Genomic DNA, 17,796 nt, shown 5'->3' with positions numbered 1-17,796 from the left:
TCATAGATAAACGATGAAATCCAAACGGATAACATGATGAAAAAAGATTTGTTAGGGCAAGACATGAGGTGGGATCGAATGAAAAATAATAGCAAATATGCTGATTTAGAGGCGGCGCTGCGCATTGATTGTGAAAAATGCAGCGGTCTATGTTGCATCGCCTTATATTGTATGAAAACAGATGGGTTTCCCGATAATAAGCAAGCGGGGGTACCCTGCAAACATTTGAGGGCAGATTTTTGCTGTGATATCCATGGGCAGCTGGCAAATAAAAAAATGAGGGGCTGTCTGGCATATGATTGTTTTGGGGCCGGTCAAAAAGTGACTCAAAGCAGTTATGCCAATGAAAACTGGAAAACCAATCCGGAAAAGGCCAATGAAATCTTTCAGGTCTTTATGATTGTTTTTCAACTTCATCAGATGGCCTGGTATTTATTGGAGGCGTCGTCTTTGGTCACGGATAAACGGGTCAGCGCAGAGATTGAGGCTCTGATTGCCGAAAACAATCAAATGACCGCATTGGCTCCGGCTGAAATTCTACAGATTGATCTAACAAACTATCAAACCGGTGTTAATCAGGTGTTAAAAAAGGTAAGTAATCAACTGGCAGCCGATTCTTTTGACAAGTCAGAGCGCAAAGATTATTTTGGTAAAAATTTTAAACGGGTGAATCTTAATGGTCGAAATTTTAGTATGGCATTGATGATTGCGGCAAATCTGGAAGGCTGCAGCCTGACAGGAACTAATTTTCTGGGTGCCGATTTGCGGGACGCAAACATCAAAAACACCGATTTAAGGGGTAGTGTTTTTTTGACACAGATGCAGATCAATGCTGCCCGGGGCAATGCTAAAACCAAACTTCCGTCAAATTTATGCCGACCTGGCAGTTGGGATTGATCTCAGTCAGGCTGGTCTAATCTGTTGAAGGCGGGACAACGGGCGTAAAGGCCATTATCCCGGCATTGTTTGTTTTGGTTCGATGCGTTGCGGCAATTATTTGATGGCACAAAAAAATAATAAAAGAAAATCATGATAAGATGACGAAATTATAAGAGGAGAAAATTAAAATGATTAGAACGATATATCTTTATGTCTGTGATACCATGGCAGATTGGGAAGTTGGATATTTAACGGCGGAACTTAACACCGGCAGATTTTTTAAAAAGGGGATAACGCCATGCAAAATAGTAACCGTAGGCGTTGATGCGACACCAGTTACGACCATGGGCGGTTTGAAAATATTACCGGATATCAGTGTGGCAGAGTGCGATTTAAAAAGTGCAGATGCTCTGATTTTACCCGGCGGAGATACCTGGTTAGAGGCAATCCACGAACCGATCCTCAATAAAGCCGAGCAATGTATTAAAGAAGACAGGATTGTGGCCGCCATCTGTGGTGCGACAATGGGACTTGCCAAGAATGGGTTGCTGGATTCCAGATACCATACAAGCAATGATCTGGGATATCTCAAAATGGTCTGTCCGGATTATCAAGGTGAAACATATTACAAAAATGACCCAGCGGTTACGGATGGAAACTTAATCACAGCGACCGGAGTTGCGCCATTGGAATTTACGGTGGAAGTTCTGAAAGCTTTGGCGGTCTTTTCGCCAGAAACATTAGAGGCCTGGTATCCGCTTTATAAAACCCATGAATCGGAGTATTTTTTTGCGTTGATGAACTCGATACAATAGTGAAGGTCGTTTTGTTGGTAAGACTGGAATAAGGAACAACTGCGTGAAAAAATAAATAATATCATGTGTGTGAATATCGATCAATTATAAAAACGCATGTTGTCGCAAAAACAAAGGAATGAAGAAGCATCAAGATAGAAAAAGTTTGATAATTTCAAGGAGGTTTCATGATGAAAAAGGTAAAATGGGAATTACCCTCAGAACAGCGCGATGAGTTGCTCAGCCTTTTGAGCGCCCGCTTCGAGAAAAATATGAACCGTCATCAAGGTTTAACCTGGGCTGAGATTCAGGCAAAACTGGAAATTAAGCCAGAAAAACTATGGTCACTCAATGAAATGGAAAAAACCGGCGGTGAACCGGATGTAGTTGGCTATGATCAGAATGCGAAGGAATACATTTTTTATGATTGCTCGGCAGAAAGTCCCAAAGGCCGTAGAAATGTTTGTTACGACCGTGAAGGGTTGGATTCACGGAAAGAACATAAACCGGAGAATAGCGCCATTGATATGGCAACCGCCATGGACATTGAGCTATTAACTGAAGAACAATACCGGGAATTACAAAAATTGGGGAGTTTTGATACGAAAACGTCAAGCTGGGTGAAAACACCGGCTGAGATCAGAAAACTCGGCGGGGCGCTCTTTGGTGATCGCCGTTACGACCACGTCTTTATCTATCACAACAGCGCTCCTTCTTACTATGGGGTCAGAGGTTTTCGTGGCGCGTTGAGATTCTAAGTTTAAATGGAAAAGTGAATAGCGAATAAAATTAACGCTAAATTTTAATAACCAGATATGATAGAGGGTAAAATGATAAAACAAAAATTAACAATAGATGGCATTCCGGCGATTATTTGGGGCGAGAATTCCCCTAAAGTATTTATCGCCGTACACGGAAATATGTCAAACAAATCGGATGAGGTTATTGTGATCCTTGCTGAAAAAGCAAGCCAACTAGGGTATCAGGTACTTAGCTTTGATCTGCCTGAGCATGGTGAACGTAAGAATGATCCAACCCCATGCAAGGTCCAAAATTGCGTCAAAGATCTTGCTGCCATTATGGAATGTGCAAAAACAAAATGGGATGAGATCAGTTTGTTTGCCTGTAGCATGGGTGCGTATTTTAGTTTGCTTGCATACAAGGATGATGATTTGAGTCATTGCCTATTCCTTTCACCAGTTGTCGATATGGAGCGAATTATTAACAATATGATGTCGTGGTTTAGCATCAGCGCGGCGCAGTTACAAGCTGAAAAAGAAGTTGCAACGCCGATCGGACAGGTGTTATATTGGGATTATTATTGCTATGTCAAAGAACATCCGATAAATTCCTGGAATAAGCCAACTGCAATTCTTTATGGCTCAGATGATGATTTGTGTGAATTTGATACGGTTTCGAACTTTGCACAGCAATTTAATTGTGAGCTAACCGTAATGGAACATGGTGAACATTACTTTCATACAGAAGAACAATTGGCTTTTTTTAGCCGCTGGATAGAAAATCATATCAATGTTTAAATCAAATTCTGTTTTAAGGCGTAATAGGATGTCGTAGAAAAGGAGGGAGAATTGAAAGAAGAAATAAGAAAAATAGTTTTAGACCTGGGGGCTGATGTATGTGGTTTTGCAAATATTGATAGATTTATTGATGCTCCTGAGGGGTTTCACCCTTGTGATTGTTATCAAGATTGCAAATCTGTCGTAGTGATGGGTTTTGCCTTGCCAAAAGGTTTGTTTGAGGTTAAATCTGATTTGATATATGGGCATTTTAATTATTTGACAACTCCAGAAGTCGATAAGCTTACAATGACCGCAGCAAGAATAATCGAAGATCGCTATGATGGGGTAGCTGTTCCAATGCCGTGTGATGGCCCCTATGACTATTGGGACAGTGAAAAAATGGAAGGGCGTGGTTTAATCTCGATGAAACATGCTGCCGTAAATGCTGGGATTGGAAACTTAGGTAAAAACACCTTACTACTCAATGCAAAATTCGGGAATCGGTTAACCATCGGCGTAATCCTGACAAATCTCGAATTAGAATCAGATGACTATGTCGAATCCATTTGCATTGACGGTTGTAATTTATGTATAAAAAACTGTCCGATTCAAGCAATAAAAGAAGAATCTGTTATTCAAAAATTATGCCGGCACAACGCCTATGGAGAAACAGAACGAGGGTTTGACACCGTTCCATGCAATCAGTGCCGTACGGTATGCCCGATGCGATTTGGAAACTAAGGCGGTGTAAACACTGAAAAATAACCACATTCACGGGGTCAAAAAAGTCCCGGCATAAATTCTTTTGTAAACTTTAGCCCTAAGGTGGTGTCAAAAGCTTTGAAAAGGTGTATAATACAATGGAGAAATAAAACACGGAGGTAGTTATGAATTTGTCACAGTTGGAACGAATGAAAAATGACAATGGTTTTATTGCGGCCCTTGATCAAAGTGGGGGCAGTACACCAAAGGCGCTGGCAATTTATGGAATTCCCAAAGAAGCGTATGCCGATGAAGCTGAGATGTTCCAAAAGGTTCATGAAATGCGATCAAGAATTATGAAAAGTCCAGCTTTTACCAAAGAAAGAATTCTGGCAGCGATCCTGTTTGAAAAAACAATGGACTTAAAAGTTGATGGAAAATACAGTGCCGATTATCTTTGGGAAACGAAAGGTATTGTGCCAATTTTAAAAGTAGACAAAGGTCTATTGGATGTAGATAATGGTGTTCAATTAATGAAACCGATTTCGGATCTTGAGGCGTTACTCATTCGGGCAAAAGATCGACATATCTTCGGGACGAAGATGCGTTCGGTCATAAAAGAAGCTAACCCAACCGGGATTAAGGCGATTGTTGAACAACAATTTGAGCTGGGCAAAGTGATTGTAGCGGCCGGATTTATTCCAATCTTAGAGCCGGAAGTTGATATTCATACACCGAATAAGGCTGAAGCGGAAGCCATCCTCAAGCAAGAAATCCTTGAGTACCTAAAAACTGTGGATGCGAGCTGTCAGGTTATGTTTAAACTGACCATTCCCGAGGTTGATAATTTTTATCAGGAGATTATTGCGCATCCGAATGTTGTCAGAACGGTTGCCTTATCGGGTGGCTATTCCCGCGAAGAATCAAATAAAAAACTGGCTAAAAATCCGAAACTGATTGCCAGTTTCTCAAGAGCACTAACTGAAGGACTCAATGTAAACCAAAGTGATGAAGAATTTAACAAGATGTTAGATGAATCGATCGAATCGATTTACGAAGCCTCGATTAAATAAATTGAAAAGCTGGCAAATAAATCTTAGCATAACTGATTTATTTGCCAGCCTTTATTTTTTGAACGATTGTCAGGGCTCGACGACTCGGGAACAACATGATACAATAAACGAACAATCGGTGAAGTTGTTGATGGTGAGAAACCTCGAACTGAGCGGGGATTGATGTGGAAGAAAAGGCTAAAATGGGGGGATGACGATGAATGATCTGTTGCTGATAAGCGGATCCATGATTATTGTAGCTTATTTGATTATGTTATCAAGAACAACAAAAAATATCGAACGATCAATCAGATTGTCAAACGCCTTTGTCGCTTTGGCTTGTTTTTTGATCTGTTTTTCTCATTCGAGTTATATATATTTTATCACGTTGCCCTGGGAAATGATAAATATCAGTGCCATATTTTTCGATTTCGGGCTGGTCGCTTTCCTGGTCGGACTGTTTATCATGTTTGTCGAGCTGCTTAAAGATCCAATGTTTAAATATTCCCCATATGTTGTTATCATTGGAATGAGCTTATTGACGATGTATGCTAACCTTGCTGTACCAATCGGATGAGGGCTTATTTACGAAAAATTGAAAGAATGGACAAAAAGATGAAAAGGAACGAAGATGATGGATCCCTATTTAATAAAATTTATGGAGAAATATACTGATTTTAGTAAAGCGGAATTACCGGAAATCATTGCAGATATGGTGGTTGTGAGCTATCAAAAAGGAACAATCCTGCTGCGGCAAGGTGAGATTTCGAGTAAGTGTTATCTGGTCTTGAATGGCTGTATCAGACAATACCGCTATGGGGAGGATGGCAAAGAAGTAACCAATAATTTTTTTACCGAGGAACAATCTGTAACGATGTTTAAAAGCTATAAGCTAAGACGGCCTTCGGATTATTCGCTGTCCTGTGTCGAAGATACCACCGTGCTGATTGGCGATATGGCTTCGGAAGAAGAAATGTATAATAAATTTCCGGCGCTCCAAAATATTACAAGATCCATGTTGGAACTGAGTTTTGGCGAAACTCAGGATGCCAGTGCCAGGTTCATAGCGGAAACCCCAGAAGAGCGGTATCGCAGTTTAGCAGAACAAAGACCGGGATTGATCAATCGGGTGCCGCAACATCAACTGGCAAGCTATCTTGGAATAACGCCGGAATCGCTGAGTAGAATTAAGAAGCGGTTATCCCAGGACAGCAATTGCTAGGATTTAATTGCTTTTAGGGGCTGTCTTGCCACCTTTTATCAACAGCCAGAGTCCAAAACCCAATTCACCGGCGGTCATTGGTAGGCTTAAAATCGTTTCGATCAGCTGTGTTGCGGTTTCATATTGGGGCAGAAACAAATACATTGAGTGAATCAGAACATAACTTAAAGCGGCTATTAATAAAAGGATCCCCAGGAATTTGGGGATAAAGTCTGATTTTAAAATCAGATAAGCAATGATTAACAAATGGAGACCAAAAACAATTAATCCCAGCGACCAGACACAATCAAAGGCATTGAGATACAGCGTGACTTGAGCAGTCAATTGATTGGTTTGCGCAAATGCTGAATAAAGAGGGTCACTTAATAAAAGTGATACTAGAAGTAAATTTGATATGGCGACACCTAAAATCACGGAATAGCTTAATCGAAACCAGCCGCCGAGTAAAGCCAGATGTGTGTCAATTTGTTTCATAAAAATGGATATCGCCCAGGCAATAATAATATCGAAAACAAGAATCAGAAACCAACTGAAAATCTCAGCCCGAAAAAGAGGCAAATTTCCCAGAAGCTGACTCACGGTTGTTTCAGCATCCCCTACTATAACCAAGCTGGAGTGAGCAAATCCAAAGGCAAATCCGGCACATATTATAATCATCAGCATTGCCACCCCAACGATGACAGCAGCTTTTCTTGGCGATATTATTTCTGTTTTAAACACTTAACTCATTACCTCCTTGTTTGGATGGAAGCATCTTATCATAGCAGATATCGTATTTCATTGACTTAAGTTAAGAGTGGATAATATTTTCAAGTTAACAATTAAACGTTTCGGAGCTCGCGGTTTTTAACGATTGAGAAATTCTTCAGCTCGTTGCACCCATTCTTCGGGATGATAAGCGCTGATTTCGGAATGACGATAGCCCGGTAATTCAATTAATTGACAGTTCTTAACAGTAGTTTGGAATAGTGCTCCAGACGCTTTAATACACTTCATTTCCTTACTGCCATACCAGTAAATGATATCGCTCTGGCTGTTTTTCAAACTGTCTTTCAGTTCATATTTATAATAGGTTTCAAAAATCTGATTCATTGTTTCAACCTTAACGGCTGGAATATCTCGCAAGTATAATTCGGCAATGTCATCAGGTAAATGCATCTGTTTAGGAAGTATTGTCAGGGCCCACTGATTAAATCTTTTTGAAAACAGCCATTTGCCAAAATATTTATAGACAAAGCGACTGTATTTTAAAAGGGCTGGCTGGGGAATACACAGACCACTTTCGATAATTGCTTTTTTGGCAAGGTCGACTCGTCTTGATAAGAGTTCAATGGCGATCTGTCCACCCAAAGAAACCCCGCTGAGGGCGAAAAGATGGCCATTCGTGTTGTGGTCAATATAATCGAGCAGCTGATCAGCAATGTTTTCAGTAGAGGTATAAGGGACCTCGGCTTCTTCGCCGTGTCCGTCGATTACTGGTAAGATCACACGGTATTTATGCTGCAATAATCGGGCTTCTTGTAAATATAGCCAATAGGACCAACCGGCACCGTGAATAAGCATGATCGAGGGTGAATTTTTATCCCCATATTCATAAAATTTCATATTTGTTATTCCTTTCTTGGGTTGCTAAAATAATTCATCTAACATATTTTCGATCAGCTGAAGGATGATTTTCTCAATCCCGGTTTCTACCAAGATATCTTTGTTTTGGATGGTGAGATTCATGAGCTGAAGCCAGTTAATGACGGCATCAAGATCATATGGCTCTTTCTTTTCACGCACATGGCGTAAATTTGTTTCCATTGTCGTTTTTATATCGGTCATTTTATAAAGACAATCGCTGGGAAGCCGGGTGGATAAGTTCTGAAGATCTTCTCTGGTCAAAAAACGATAGACATTGTGCTCATCTTTCAAAAACATACAATTGTATAATTCCCGCAAATCATTTCGTTCAAGATATCCCTTTGTTTGAATGATTTCTTCAAGCTTATCTTTTATGCTTTGCTGGTATGAATCAGCAAGTGCATAAACCAGCATTTCTTTAGAGTTGAAAAAATTGTAAAAGGTACCCTGGGCAATCCCCACTCTTTTTGTAAGTTCGTGAATACTCATTTTTTTTATACCGTTCTGTCTGATCAGTTCCAAGCCAACCATCATGAGCTGATTTACTATTTCTTGTCGTTTTTCGATTGAATATATTTTTGGCATCGGTTCACCTCCTAATAATATGAATATAATTAATTTATATTCATATTATTAGTATAGACCAGGATTATTTCTTTGTCAACGCTGTGATTAGTATGTTAAAATTATCAATATCAACAGCGATCCCATTAAATTATCGTATTTGATCGATGCGTGTAGCGGTAATTAAATCAGTAGATTCTAAAAAAAGAGAGGTAATTTGTATGGAAGAAAATCTGATTGCCCCCTGCGGCATGAATTGTAGCTTATGTGTCGCCTATCAAATGAAAAAAGGTGATTTGAAGAAACAGGGATTTAATCGGAAATACTGTTCTGGCTGTATCCCCAGAGGTGAAAACTGTACTCATATGGGCGATCAGTGTGAGTTGCTTAAAAACGGCCGGGTGCGTTTTTGTTATGAATGCAGTGATTTTCCCTGCAAGCGCTTAAAAGGACTGGATAAGCGTTATCGGACCAAATATCATATGAGCATGATTGAAAACCTCAAGGCACTTCAGAAAAATGGGATGGCAGCCTTTCTCAAAAGCGAAAAGAAGCGGTGGGCATGCCCTAAATGTGGTGAACCAATTTGCTGTCATAACGGGCTTTGTCTGCAGTGTGATCTTGAGATTTTGCGAACAAACAAACGATACCGTTGGAATGAGGAGGAAATTTAAGTGAAGACAAAACTACGCAAATGGAAAATGGCAGATGCCCAGCAGCTTTCAGAGATATTGAACAACCAGAAAATTCTGGCTAACCTGCGAGACGGCCTGCCATTTCCCTATACCATTGATGATGCAAAAGAATATATTCAGGCCATGCTGGATGCGGATCAAGACCAAACCTTTGCATATGCCATCACCGATGAGGAGCGGGTCATTGGCAGTATTGGTGTGTTCCGCAAAGATAACATCCATTTTCAAACTGCTGAACTGGGTTATTACATTGCCGAACCCGATTGGGGACAGGGACATGGAACCCGGGCGGTAAAACAGATCGGCGAACTCATTTTTGAAACAACCGATATCATCCGGATTTTTGCCGAACCTTTTGCTCGAAACCTGGGGTCATGCCGGATTCTTGAAAAAGCGGGCTTCCAACTGGAAGGAATACTCAGGAAAAATGCCCTCAAAAATGGTCGAACAGAGGATATGAAACTATATGCATTAGTCAGAGAATAAGGACCGGGCGGAAAGTTGAAGAACGAATTGGTCTGCAAAGCCATCGAATATATTATCAAAAACCTGAGCGAGGAAATCACCATCGAAGACGTGGCAGATTATTGTCACCTTTCCAAGTATCATCTTTGCAGGGTTTTCAAAGCTGAAACCGGTGAAGGTGTTTACGCCTTTATCAAGCGTCAAAGAATGGAACAAAGTGCCATTGAAATGAAGCTTGGCAAGAATAAATCAATTACCAATATTGGGATCACCTATGGCTACAGTTCATCCAATTACAGTACCGCCTTTAAGAAGCACCATCACCTTTCTCCGGCGGAATTTCGCAAAGCGGTCAATGCCAGATCAGCCCCCCACCCGTATCTTCCCAATCAGCTGGCACGATTTCAGTCCGTTGAGGTATACGATCAGAAGATTGAGATCAAGGAACTGGCGGATTTTTGGGTGATCTATGAGCGGTATCTGGGGAATTACCGTGATCTTGGAGCGCAGTGGGAAGCCTTTACGGCGAAGTATCAAGCCTATCTTAGAACCGATACCCTTTTAATTGAACGTTTTTACGATGNCCCCGCCATTACCAGGGTCGGCCAATGTTTGTATGATCTTTGTATGACTGTCGAGGTGAATTGCCCGCTCGCGAATATCACCACCATTGAGGGTGGAAAATTTGCGATTTACCGCTTTGATGGCCGGATCAAGGATATCTATGAAACCCTTCAGGGCATCTTTAATATCTGGCTGCCAAACAGCGGTTATGAAATGGATGAACACTATGGGTTTAATATTTATCGCCAGATGGACAGAAAAAACAGCCAGGTGATCATGGATTTGTGCATCCCTGTTAAATAGCGCAAGAATTCAGAAGTAATGACACAGACTTTCTTTTATAATGATACTTATCACAAGGGATAATGATCGGTTTAAAAGAGGTCTGTTTTTAATTTTTGAAAATCTTTAAGTCGAAAAGTTACAGCAAACAATGATTTGAGCGGGTCATATAATAAAACAAAGACGGAGGATGTTAATATGTTTGATATCAGAAAAATTCAGGAACAGGTCATTTATCAGGCGGTCAAAGATAAAAGCAATGAGGACGTTGCCAAAGCAATCGTTTTTGGTTCGGATGAACCAGAAAAAAAAGAGGATAATCCGGCATGGGTCAAAGCGACGATGGAACGGCTGGAAAACCAGTTCGATCAGGACACCGTTGTGCAGATCAGGAGAAACTGTCAGTGCGGTTACGGCTTGGATGAAAAATTGGCGCTGCTAAAAGAGCTGGTTGTCGCATCAGCGAGTCTGGAAGAATTCGGAAACTTGGATAAGGCCAAGGCGGCGGGGCTTTTTTGTGACAATGGGGAACTTTATCTGCAGTTTTCTTTTTGCCCCTGTCCGATGCTGGAAGGGGTTGAACGCCTGGAGACTGCTACCTGGTGTCAATGCACCACCGGTTACAGTCAGGTGCTTTTCGAAAAAGCGTTCCAGTGTCAAGTTGCGGTGGAGCTCCTAAAAAGCGTCAAAATGGGCGATGATAAATGTCTGATGAAGATTATTCCCGGAAAAGATATCTGGAAATAAAGATCGAAGCATCATTTGAAGAAATCCCGAAGATTATAACCAGAATTTTGGCCAGAGCTGGTGCTGCAAGTAAAAATGTAGCATTGGCTCTTGTTTTTTTGAAGGGGGTGGCAGGTTTATGCAAAAGTCAAAGAAGATTGAGAAAAGGAATCGAATTGATTTGAAATGATTTTCAATCGTTAGATTGTGAGAATCCCGTTATTTGCGGAATAGTTCTTTCCATTGAGGCAAACCTCTGATAGAATATTCAGGAAAAGACAGGAATTTATTATGCAAAGGAGTAACGGGAAAGAATGAAAAGAAAGATTAAACTGGCATGTCTATTTTTAAGTGTGCTGATGTTGTTGACAGCCTGTTCGGCAGGCGAAAAAACAGCCCTGGATCCTAAAAATCCGGTTTCCATCACCTTGTGGCATTATTATGTTGGGGATAATAAGATTGCGCTGGAAACAGCGGTGGATACTTTTAACAAAAGTGTCGGTTCCGAAAAGGGCGTAGTGGTCAATGCCGTGGCTAAGGGCAGTGTTACTGAATTGGAAAAAGCAGTCACTGATGCTGCCAAAGGGGTTGTTAATGCAGAAGCCATGCCGGATCTGTTTTCCTGCTATCCCGATAAGGCGCTGGAAATTGACGAACTTGGCAAGCTGTGTGATTTAAACGATTACTTCAGCGAAGCAGAACAGGCTCTGTATGTGGAAGAATTTTTAAACGACGGCCAGTTTGATGGTGAGCGGCTGTTAATCCTGCCAATTGTAAAAAGCACGGAACTGCTTTATGTTAATGAAACCGCCTGGAATGAATTTGCTGCGGCTAATGGTCAGGATGCCACAAAACTTAGTACCTGGGAAGGGGTTTATGCGGCAGCGCAGGCCTATTACAAATGGACTGACGCCCAGACACCAGAAAGCAGCGGGGATGGGAAAAGCCTGATGGGCGTTGATTCGGTTGCCAATTATGTTATTATCGGCAATAAACAATTAGGGGTTGAAGTCATTGATGGCCAAAACCAGCAGGTGGTGTTAAACCGGGCCGTGATGAAAAAGATCTTTGACACTTACTATGGCGGTATGAGTCTGGGCTATTTCAATGCGGTGGGGAAATTCCGCTCAGACGATATTAAAGCTGGTGATCTGACTGCCTACGTGGGTTCGTCATCAGGGGCTGCCTATTTTCCAACCTGGATTGAAAAAGATAATACCCAGCTGCCGATCGACTTTTTGGCCTTATCCTACCCAGTCTTTGAAGGGGGCAGCCCTTATGCAATTCAGCAGGGTGCGGGTATGAGTGTCGCGAACTCCACTCCCGAAAAGCAGGAAGGAGCCGCTGTTTTTCTAAAATGGTTTACCTCAGAAGCTCAGAATATTGAGTTTGCGATGACCACCGGATATCTGCCGGTCCAATCTGGCGCTTATGAAAATGCTGAATTTAAAGCATCCCTGGAAGATCTTCGAGCTGGCGAAACCGCCGAAAAAAATGTTGCAGCTGTTTATGACATTGCCCTGAATCAGATCATGGAGCGGGATACTTACGCCTCTTTACCGTTTAAAGGAAGCTATGAGGTCCGGTCCACCCTGGAAAAATCGCTGACGACGATGGGCCAGTCAGGACGTCAAAATGCCACGGCATTAAAGGAACAGGGGCTGTCAGAAGCGGAAATATTAGCAGCATTGGATCTGAATGCCCGGTTTGAAGAGTGGCTGACAGCGATTCGCAGCCAACTTAATGAGTCCGGCATCCCTTATATTGAAAATTAAGACAGCGCAAAAATTTATTCTATTTCGATAAGGAAATTATCATGAAAAAAACCTGGACCCTCCGAAGACAGTTAAACATTCTATTGGCACTGATTGTGACCTTTCAAAGCATTGCCTTACTCTCTGCCCTATGGGTATCCCAGGTGTTTTTCATGCTGGATGCAGAAGCGGTGCGATTGCTGAACAATACCACCGAAACCCGGAGTAAAACATTTAACGCATCGATGGGCCAGACGATTGCCAATGTGGCCGATGAGACTGAACAACTAAATGCGGCATTGATTTTATTGGCCCGGCAACAGGACAGTACCCCGGAAAGTTTGTATCTAAGCGATTCGGCATATAATGAGACGGCTTTGCTGGCCAGCGACGCATTGGTATCAATCTTAAAAGAGAATCGTGTAACGGGGGCGTTTTTTGTTTTAAATGGATCCAATTCAAACAAGGGCGATCCATCCGCTCATTCGGCGGTATATATTCGCAACACCACCCCGGATAGTGGTGTAACATCAAACTATTTGCTGGAAATTGGTCCTATCGCTGTTTCCAAACAATACACCATGGCGACTAGTATTCGCTGGAATCTGGATATTCGTTCAGGTGGTGAAGCGGGGGATTTTGATTTTTATGAAAAACCAATCTGGGCCAGCACCCAGTTTAAAAATTCTGAAATGGAACGTTATGGCTATTGGACTACGCCCCGGGATCTATTAAAAGACAATCAGCAGGTTGTTTGCTATACCATGCCGGTTCTGGATGAAAACGGGAATGGTTATGGAGTGGTTGGAATCGAGATTGATATGCCCTATTTTTCCCAACACTATCTGCCGGATTCCGATCTCCTTTATCATAACAGCTTTTACGTGATTGCGGGAATGACCGATCAGACCTTAGATCTTGACTGGTTTATTCCCAGTGGGGTACTGGCAGAAACCTATTTAAAGAACGGGGAGCAACTGAAACTGAAAGCACTGGAAAATGAAGGTGTTTTTGAAACTGAACTGGGAGAGTTGGGAACAATGGTTGCTTCAGCCCGGGAGTTGAAGGTCTATAGCGACAATTCACCCTTTGCGGATCAGAACTGGACCCTGGCTTGTTTTGTGCCCAGCGATGTATTGCGAGAAAACTCGGCATCAGTAAGGGAAAAGCTGATTTATAGTATTGTGCTGACTACGATCCTGGCATTTTCAGCAGTTTTTGTGTTGGTCTACTTTTTTACCCGTAAGATTTCCCGTTTGTCAAAATATGTTCGGGAGCTTTCACCCCATGACGAAATTCACTTCAAGCCAACCGGGATGTTAGAGGTTGATGACCTGACCGCGGCCCTGCAATTATTGAATCAGCGATTGATGAATGTTTCCAAGACCACCTCTAAAATTTTGGAACTGAGTTTATTGCCCATTGGCGGTTATGAAGTTCTGGATAGCGGCAAGCAGGTGATTCTTACCGATTTTCTATATTGGCTGCTACACCTGGATCCCGGGAGTTTGATTTCTCAGGAGGAATGGAACGACTCCTATCAGAAGCTTACCCGACAACCGCTGGAAGATCAGGAAAATATTTACGAATATTATGATGATTATACCGAGAAACAGATGTGGCTACGGATTCTGGAGGCTAAATCACCCAACGGGGTGGTTGGGGTGATCCAGGATGTGACTGCGGACATTGAAGAAAAACGGCGATTAACGAATGAGCTGGATTACGATGCGTTGACGGGCCTGTTCAGCAACACCGCCTTAAAGCGCGAGTCAACACGACGAATTACCGAAAAACCGAAGGCAATCGGGGCGATGATTTTCATCGATCTGGATAATCTTAAATATATCAATGATACGTTTGGTCATGATGTCGGGGATCGTCTGATTATTCGGGCCAGTGAGATTTTTCGGTATTTTGAACAGTTTGGCGGTGTTGTCTCCCGGATATCCGGGGATGAGTTTGCCATATACTTGCATAACTGTGGCAATCAGAACGAAGTCCGACAGATTATCAAAAATCTCTATGTTCATGGCAAGTCAATTTTGCTGACCACACCGGATGGCAGTGACAACCAAATCCGTTTCTCAGCGGGAGTGGCCTGGTATCCCCAGGATGCAACTAACGTCATGGATCTGCTGAAACTATCGGATTTTGCCATGTATGAGGCCAAACATAAGGAAAAAGGCCGTTTGTTTGAATTCAATCGGGAGTATTATCAGCAGATGTCTTATCTGCTGGAAAATCGGGAGGCGATCAATCGCTTGTTGGATGAACAACTGATTCGTTTTGCCTTCCAACCCATCGTTGATTTGAAAACTGGTGAGATCTATGCCTATGAAGCACTGATGCGGCCACTAGTGAACAACTTCAAAAATCCCACTGAAATTCTGGCAGTTGCGGCGGCCCAGTCAAAACTGGCTCAGCTGGAACGGATGATTATTATGATGGCATTTCAGATCATTGATGAGCATTCTCAGCAGATTGGTGAGCGCAAAATATTTATCAATAGTATTCCCAGCCAGATGATGAATGAAGAAGATCATTTATTTATTGAAACCCGGTACAGTCAGCATTTTAACCGAGTTGTCATTGAGGTGACCGAGGAAGAGAGTCGGAACGCCGAGAGTCTTACTAAAAAAATCAGCTATATCCGAAATAAAGGGATGAAGATTGCTCTGGATGATTTTGGCAGCGGTTACTCCAACGAGATTCGCGTTTTATCGTTGTTGCCGGATATTATTAAGATTGACATGGAGATGATTCAGGGTATCCACAATAATGTGGACAAACAAAATCTGGTCGCCAATTTAGTGCATTTTTGTCATAATAAAGGGGTCAAGGTGGTGGCTGAAGGGATTGAAGTGCCATTGGATCTGGCCACCGTGATTGAGATGGGCGTTGACTATGCTCAGGGCTTTTATCTGGGGCGGCCGGCCTTTGAATTTTCAATAATCGATCCACAGTTGCGAAAAGAGATTCGAGATTTGCAAAAATGAATCAGCCTGGTGTTGATAGCTGGCGAATAAGGAAAACGATCAAAGGATGATCAGAAAGGGGACAAAAAATGAACACTGCAGTTATTTATTATTCACTGGAAGGAAATATGGATTTAGTTGCCCGAAAAATTGGCGAAAATGAGGCCGTCGATCTATTCCGTCTGATTCCTCAAAAGGAATACCCAACGGGAAAAATCAGTAAATATTTTTGGGGCGGGAAGAGCGTGACCTTTGGCGAACGGCCGAAACTGACAAACCCGACCATCGACCTGGATCACTATGAGGTTCTGGTCATTGGCACACCGATCTGGGCCGGAACATGGACACCCCCGCTTAATACCTTTCTTCACGATTACAGCATCACCGGGAAAAAGATAATTCTGACCGCAACCCACCTGGGCGGCGGAGCCGACAAATGCTTTGAAAAAATGAAGATAAGTCTCAATGGCAATACGATTATTGGCACGTTTCAGTTTAAAGAACCGCTCCAGCAGATGGATGAACACATCGATGAAAAAATAGAAACAATCAGAACCCTGATTGAAGCATAAAGAAAAACTTCCTTATCCGCAATAATTTGGATAAGGAAGTTTTTCTTTGCAAAAAAAGAGCCGGAAACAAAAATCAGGCTTCTCTGATTTTACTGAGTAGCGGTGTTTTGGTAACCGCCAGCCATAATCCACCGGAAAGCAGTCCCAGAATGATGTTGAGCCCGCCAATGACAGGAATCAGATGATCCATGTTGAAGGAAATAATAATCATCCCAAAGCTTCCCATGATGGTGGCAAAAGAGCCCATCAGCGAGGAGGCTGAACCGGCATCCTCGGCTTGCTGATCCAGCATCAGATAGGCACTGGGCGGCCGCGAACAGCTGCCGGCCAGGGTGGCCGGGAACAAGGCCAACGCAAAGGTGAAGGGATTGCTCTGGCCCAACAGAACAATGGCCAGCCCGCTTAAAATGGTGACGCCAAAACAAAGATTAATAATCGAAAAGCGTTTGAAATGGTTGGACAGTTTGATATAAATCAAGGGACCCAGCAGCATCGCCAGAGCGTTAAAGGCAAAAAAGTAACTGTAAATCTGGCTGCTCGTCCCAAAATCATTTTGATAAATGTAGGAGGATGATGAAATAAAGGCCAAGCCGGAAATGCTGGAAAGGGAAAAGATAATCAGCAGTGAAGTAAAGCCCGGGTTTTTCAGGACCACCCCCAGTCGTCCTAAAGTATGGAGAATATTTCCGGAACCCCGGTGGGCAATGGTTTCCTGGAAAATGATGGAACCCAAAAGGATGATCACGCCCAATATTCCCTGGATGATAAAAACGCCCCGCCAGGAGGTAAAGGTCAGCAGCAGTGCCCCAATTACCGGAGCAACCGCTGGAACGATAATGACCATCGATTGAACCAGGGCCAGGGTCTTTTCCCGCTTTCTTTCGTGATAGACATCTTTAACAATGGCGGTGGCCACCGCGCTGGCAGAACCGCCGCCGATGGCTTGCAGAACCCGAAAAAAAATAAGTTGATAAATGCTGCCTGAAACGGCACAGAGCAGGCTGGCGATGGCATAGCCGGTAATCCCGACCAGCAAAATCGGTCGGCGGCCATACTTGTCACTGAGCGGCCCCCAAATCAGAATACCGGCACTGAAAAAGATGAAAAATAAGATCAGGGTCAGATTTGTCAGATATTCAGGGACATTAAAATATGTGGTCATCGTGGGTAGGGCTGGTAGATAAAGATCGGTAGATAGTGGAGCAAAAGCGCTTAAAAAAACCAGGAAGATCAGTAGGCCCCGATCGCCCAGGTATTTTTGTCCACTGGAGCTTTTGTTAGAAGTGGTTGTTTCTTTTTTCATAGCTTCTCGCATTCCTATAAATTTTAAGTGGGGTATTATATATTAACCCTATTTAATATTATAATGCATAGAGATTATATTTCAAGTAATTATACCGA

At 42.5% G+C, this 17,796-nt stretch carries 19 protein-coding genes; 15 read left to right on the top strand and 4 right to left on the bottom strand.

The genetic code is table 11. The features are described from left to right. Positions 1–78 precede the first annotated feature (78 nt). The 8 genes from A3KS_RS0103640 to A3KS_RS0103605 all read left to right on the top strand — a co-directional run bounded on the left by A3KS_RS0103640 (position 79) and on the right by A3KS_RS0103605 (position 6,169). Positions 79–897, top strand: coding sequence for a pentapeptide repeat-containing protein (locus A3KS_RS0103640; RefSeq protein WP_035355104.1), 819 nt, complete (start codon positions 79–81; stop codon positions 895–897). Between the two features lie 170 nt (positions 898–1,067). Beyond that, positions 1,068–1,694, top strand: a complete 627-nt coding sequence (locus A3KS_RS0103635) for a type 1 glutamine amidotransferase family protein (RefSeq protein ID WP_026393762.1) — start codon at positions 1,068–1,070, stop codon at positions 1,692–1,694. A gap of 170 nt (positions 1,695–1,864) precedes the next feature. Further along, positions 1,865–2,431 (top strand): DUF4256 domain-containing protein, encoded by a 567-nt coding sequence (locus A3KS_RS0103630; protein ID WP_207637741.1) that lies wholly within the window; start codon positions 1,865–1,867, stop codon positions 2,429–2,431. A 72-nt stretch (positions 2,432–2,503) separates the two neighbouring features. Next, the gene (locus A3KS_RS0103625; RefSeq protein WP_026393760.1) at positions 2,504–3,211 is read left to right on the top strand and encodes an alpha/beta hydrolase; all 708 of its coding nucleotides are present in this window, start codon (positions 2,504–2,506) and stop codon (positions 3,209–3,211) included. A 51-nt stretch (positions 3,212–3,262) separates the two neighbouring features. Continuing rightward, complete coding sequence (locus A3KS_RS0103620) at positions 3,263–3,934, top strand: epoxyqueuosine reductase (protein WP_026393759.1); 672 nt, start codon at positions 3,263–3,265, stop codon at positions 3,932–3,934. A 146-nt stretch (positions 3,935–4,080) separates the two neighbouring features. Continuing rightward, entirely contained in the window at positions 4,081–4,968 is an 888-nt protein-coding gene (locus A3KS_RS0103615; RefSeq protein WP_026393758.1) for a fructose bisphosphate aldolase, read from the top strand. A gap of 196 nt (positions 4,969–5,164) precedes the next feature. Further along, a complete protein-coding gene (locus A3KS_RS0103610) occupies positions 5,165–5,524 on the top strand; it encodes a hypothetical protein (protein ID WP_026393757.1) in 360 nt (119 codons plus the stop codon). Between the two features lie 54 nt (positions 5,525–5,578). After that, on the top strand, positions 5,579–6,169 hold the full coding sequence (locus A3KS_RS0103605) for a Crp/Fnr family transcriptional regulator (RefSeq protein ID WP_207637740.1): 591 nt from the start codon (positions 5,579–5,581) through the stop codon (positions 6,167–6,169). Between the two features lie 3 nt (positions 6,170–6,172). Here the strand turns inward: A3KS_RS0103605 and A3KS_RS0103600 are convergent, their stop codons facing one another. The 3 genes from A3KS_RS0103600 to A3KS_RS0103590 form a co-directional block, all read right to left on the bottom strand. After that, complete coding sequence (locus tag A3KS_RS0103600) at positions 6,173–6,889, bottom strand: DUF4386 domain-containing protein (RefSeq protein WP_051355631.1); 717 nt, start codon at positions 6,887–6,889, stop codon at positions 6,173–6,175. 126 nt (positions 6,890–7,015) lie between these two features. After that, positions 7,016–7,774 (bottom strand): alpha/beta fold hydrolase, encoded by a 759-nt coding sequence (locus A3KS_RS0103595; RefSeq protein WP_026393754.1) that lies wholly within the window; start codon positions 7,772–7,774, stop codon positions 7,016–7,018. Between the two features lie 24 nt (positions 7,775–7,798). Continuing rightward, positions 7,799–8,380: a TetR/AcrR family transcriptional regulator gene (locus tag A3KS_RS0103590; protein WP_026393753.1), complete on the bottom strand. Its 582-nt coding sequence runs from the start codon at positions 8,378–8,380 to the stop codon at positions 7,799–7,801. Between the two features lie 200 nt (positions 8,381–8,580). Between A3KS_RS0103590 and A3KS_RS0103585 the strand changes: the two genes are divergently transcribed. The 7 genes from A3KS_RS0103585 to A3KS_RS0103550 all read left to right on the top strand — a co-directional run bounded on the left by A3KS_RS0103585 (position 8,581) and on the right by A3KS_RS0103550 (position 16,395). Further along, a complete protein-coding gene (locus A3KS_RS0103585; RefSeq protein WP_026393752.1) occupies positions 8,581–9,033 on the top strand; it encodes a DUF3795 domain-containing protein in 453 nt (150 codons plus the stop codon). Beyond that, complete coding sequence (locus A3KS_RS0103580) at positions 9,034–9,540, top strand: GNAT family N-acetyltransferase (protein WP_026393751.1); 507 nt, start codon at positions 9,034–9,036, stop codon at positions 9,538–9,540. 15 nt (positions 9,541–9,555) lie between these two features. Beyond that, positions 9,556–10,386: an AraC family transcriptional regulator gene (locus A3KS_RS0103575; RefSeq protein WP_035355100.1), complete on the top strand. Its 831-nt coding sequence runs from the start codon at positions 9,556–9,558 to the stop codon at positions 10,384–10,386. A gap of 177 nt (positions 10,387–10,563) precedes the next feature. After that, entirely contained in the window at positions 10,564–11,112 is a 549-nt protein-coding gene (locus A3KS_RS0103570) for a DUF6144 family protein (protein WP_026393749.1), read from the top strand. Between the two features lie 293 nt (positions 11,113–11,405). Further along, entirely contained in the window at positions 11,406–12,866 is a 1,461-nt protein-coding gene (locus tag A3KS_RS0103560; RefSeq protein WP_026393747.1) for an extracellular solute-binding protein, read from the top strand. A 41-nt stretch (positions 12,867–12,907) separates the two neighbouring features. Then, on the top strand, positions 12,908–15,844 hold the full coding sequence (locus tag A3KS_RS0103555; protein WP_026393746.1) for a bifunctional diguanylate cyclase/phosphodiesterase: 2,937 nt from the start codon (positions 12,908–12,910) through the stop codon (positions 15,842–15,844). 68 nt (positions 15,845–15,912) lie between these two features. Next, positions 15,913–16,395, top strand: a complete 483-nt coding sequence (locus A3KS_RS0103550) for a flavodoxin (protein WP_026393745.1) — start codon at positions 15,913–15,915, stop codon at positions 16,393–16,395. A gap of 73 nt (positions 16,396–16,468) precedes the next feature. Here the strand turns inward: A3KS_RS0103550 and A3KS_RS0103545 are convergent, their stop codons facing one another. Then, positions 16,469–17,698 carry a multidrug effflux MFS transporter gene (locus A3KS_RS0103545; RefSeq protein WP_035355096.1) on the bottom strand — a complete coding sequence of 410 codons (1,230 nt, stop codon included), beginning with the start codon at positions 17,696–17,698 and terminating at the stop codon, positions 16,469–16,471. Positions 17,699–17,796 lie beyond the last annotated feature (98 nt).

It is taken from the genome of Acetobacterium malicum subsp. dehalogenans DSM 11527, from assembly GCF_000472665.1.
GTDB lineage: Bacteria > Bacillota > Clostridia > Eubacteriales > Eubacteriaceae > Acetobacterium > Acetobacterium malicum.
The sequence above is the reverse complement of the archived record's forward strand: the minus strand, read 5'-3'. Positions and strand labels throughout refer to the sequence as shown.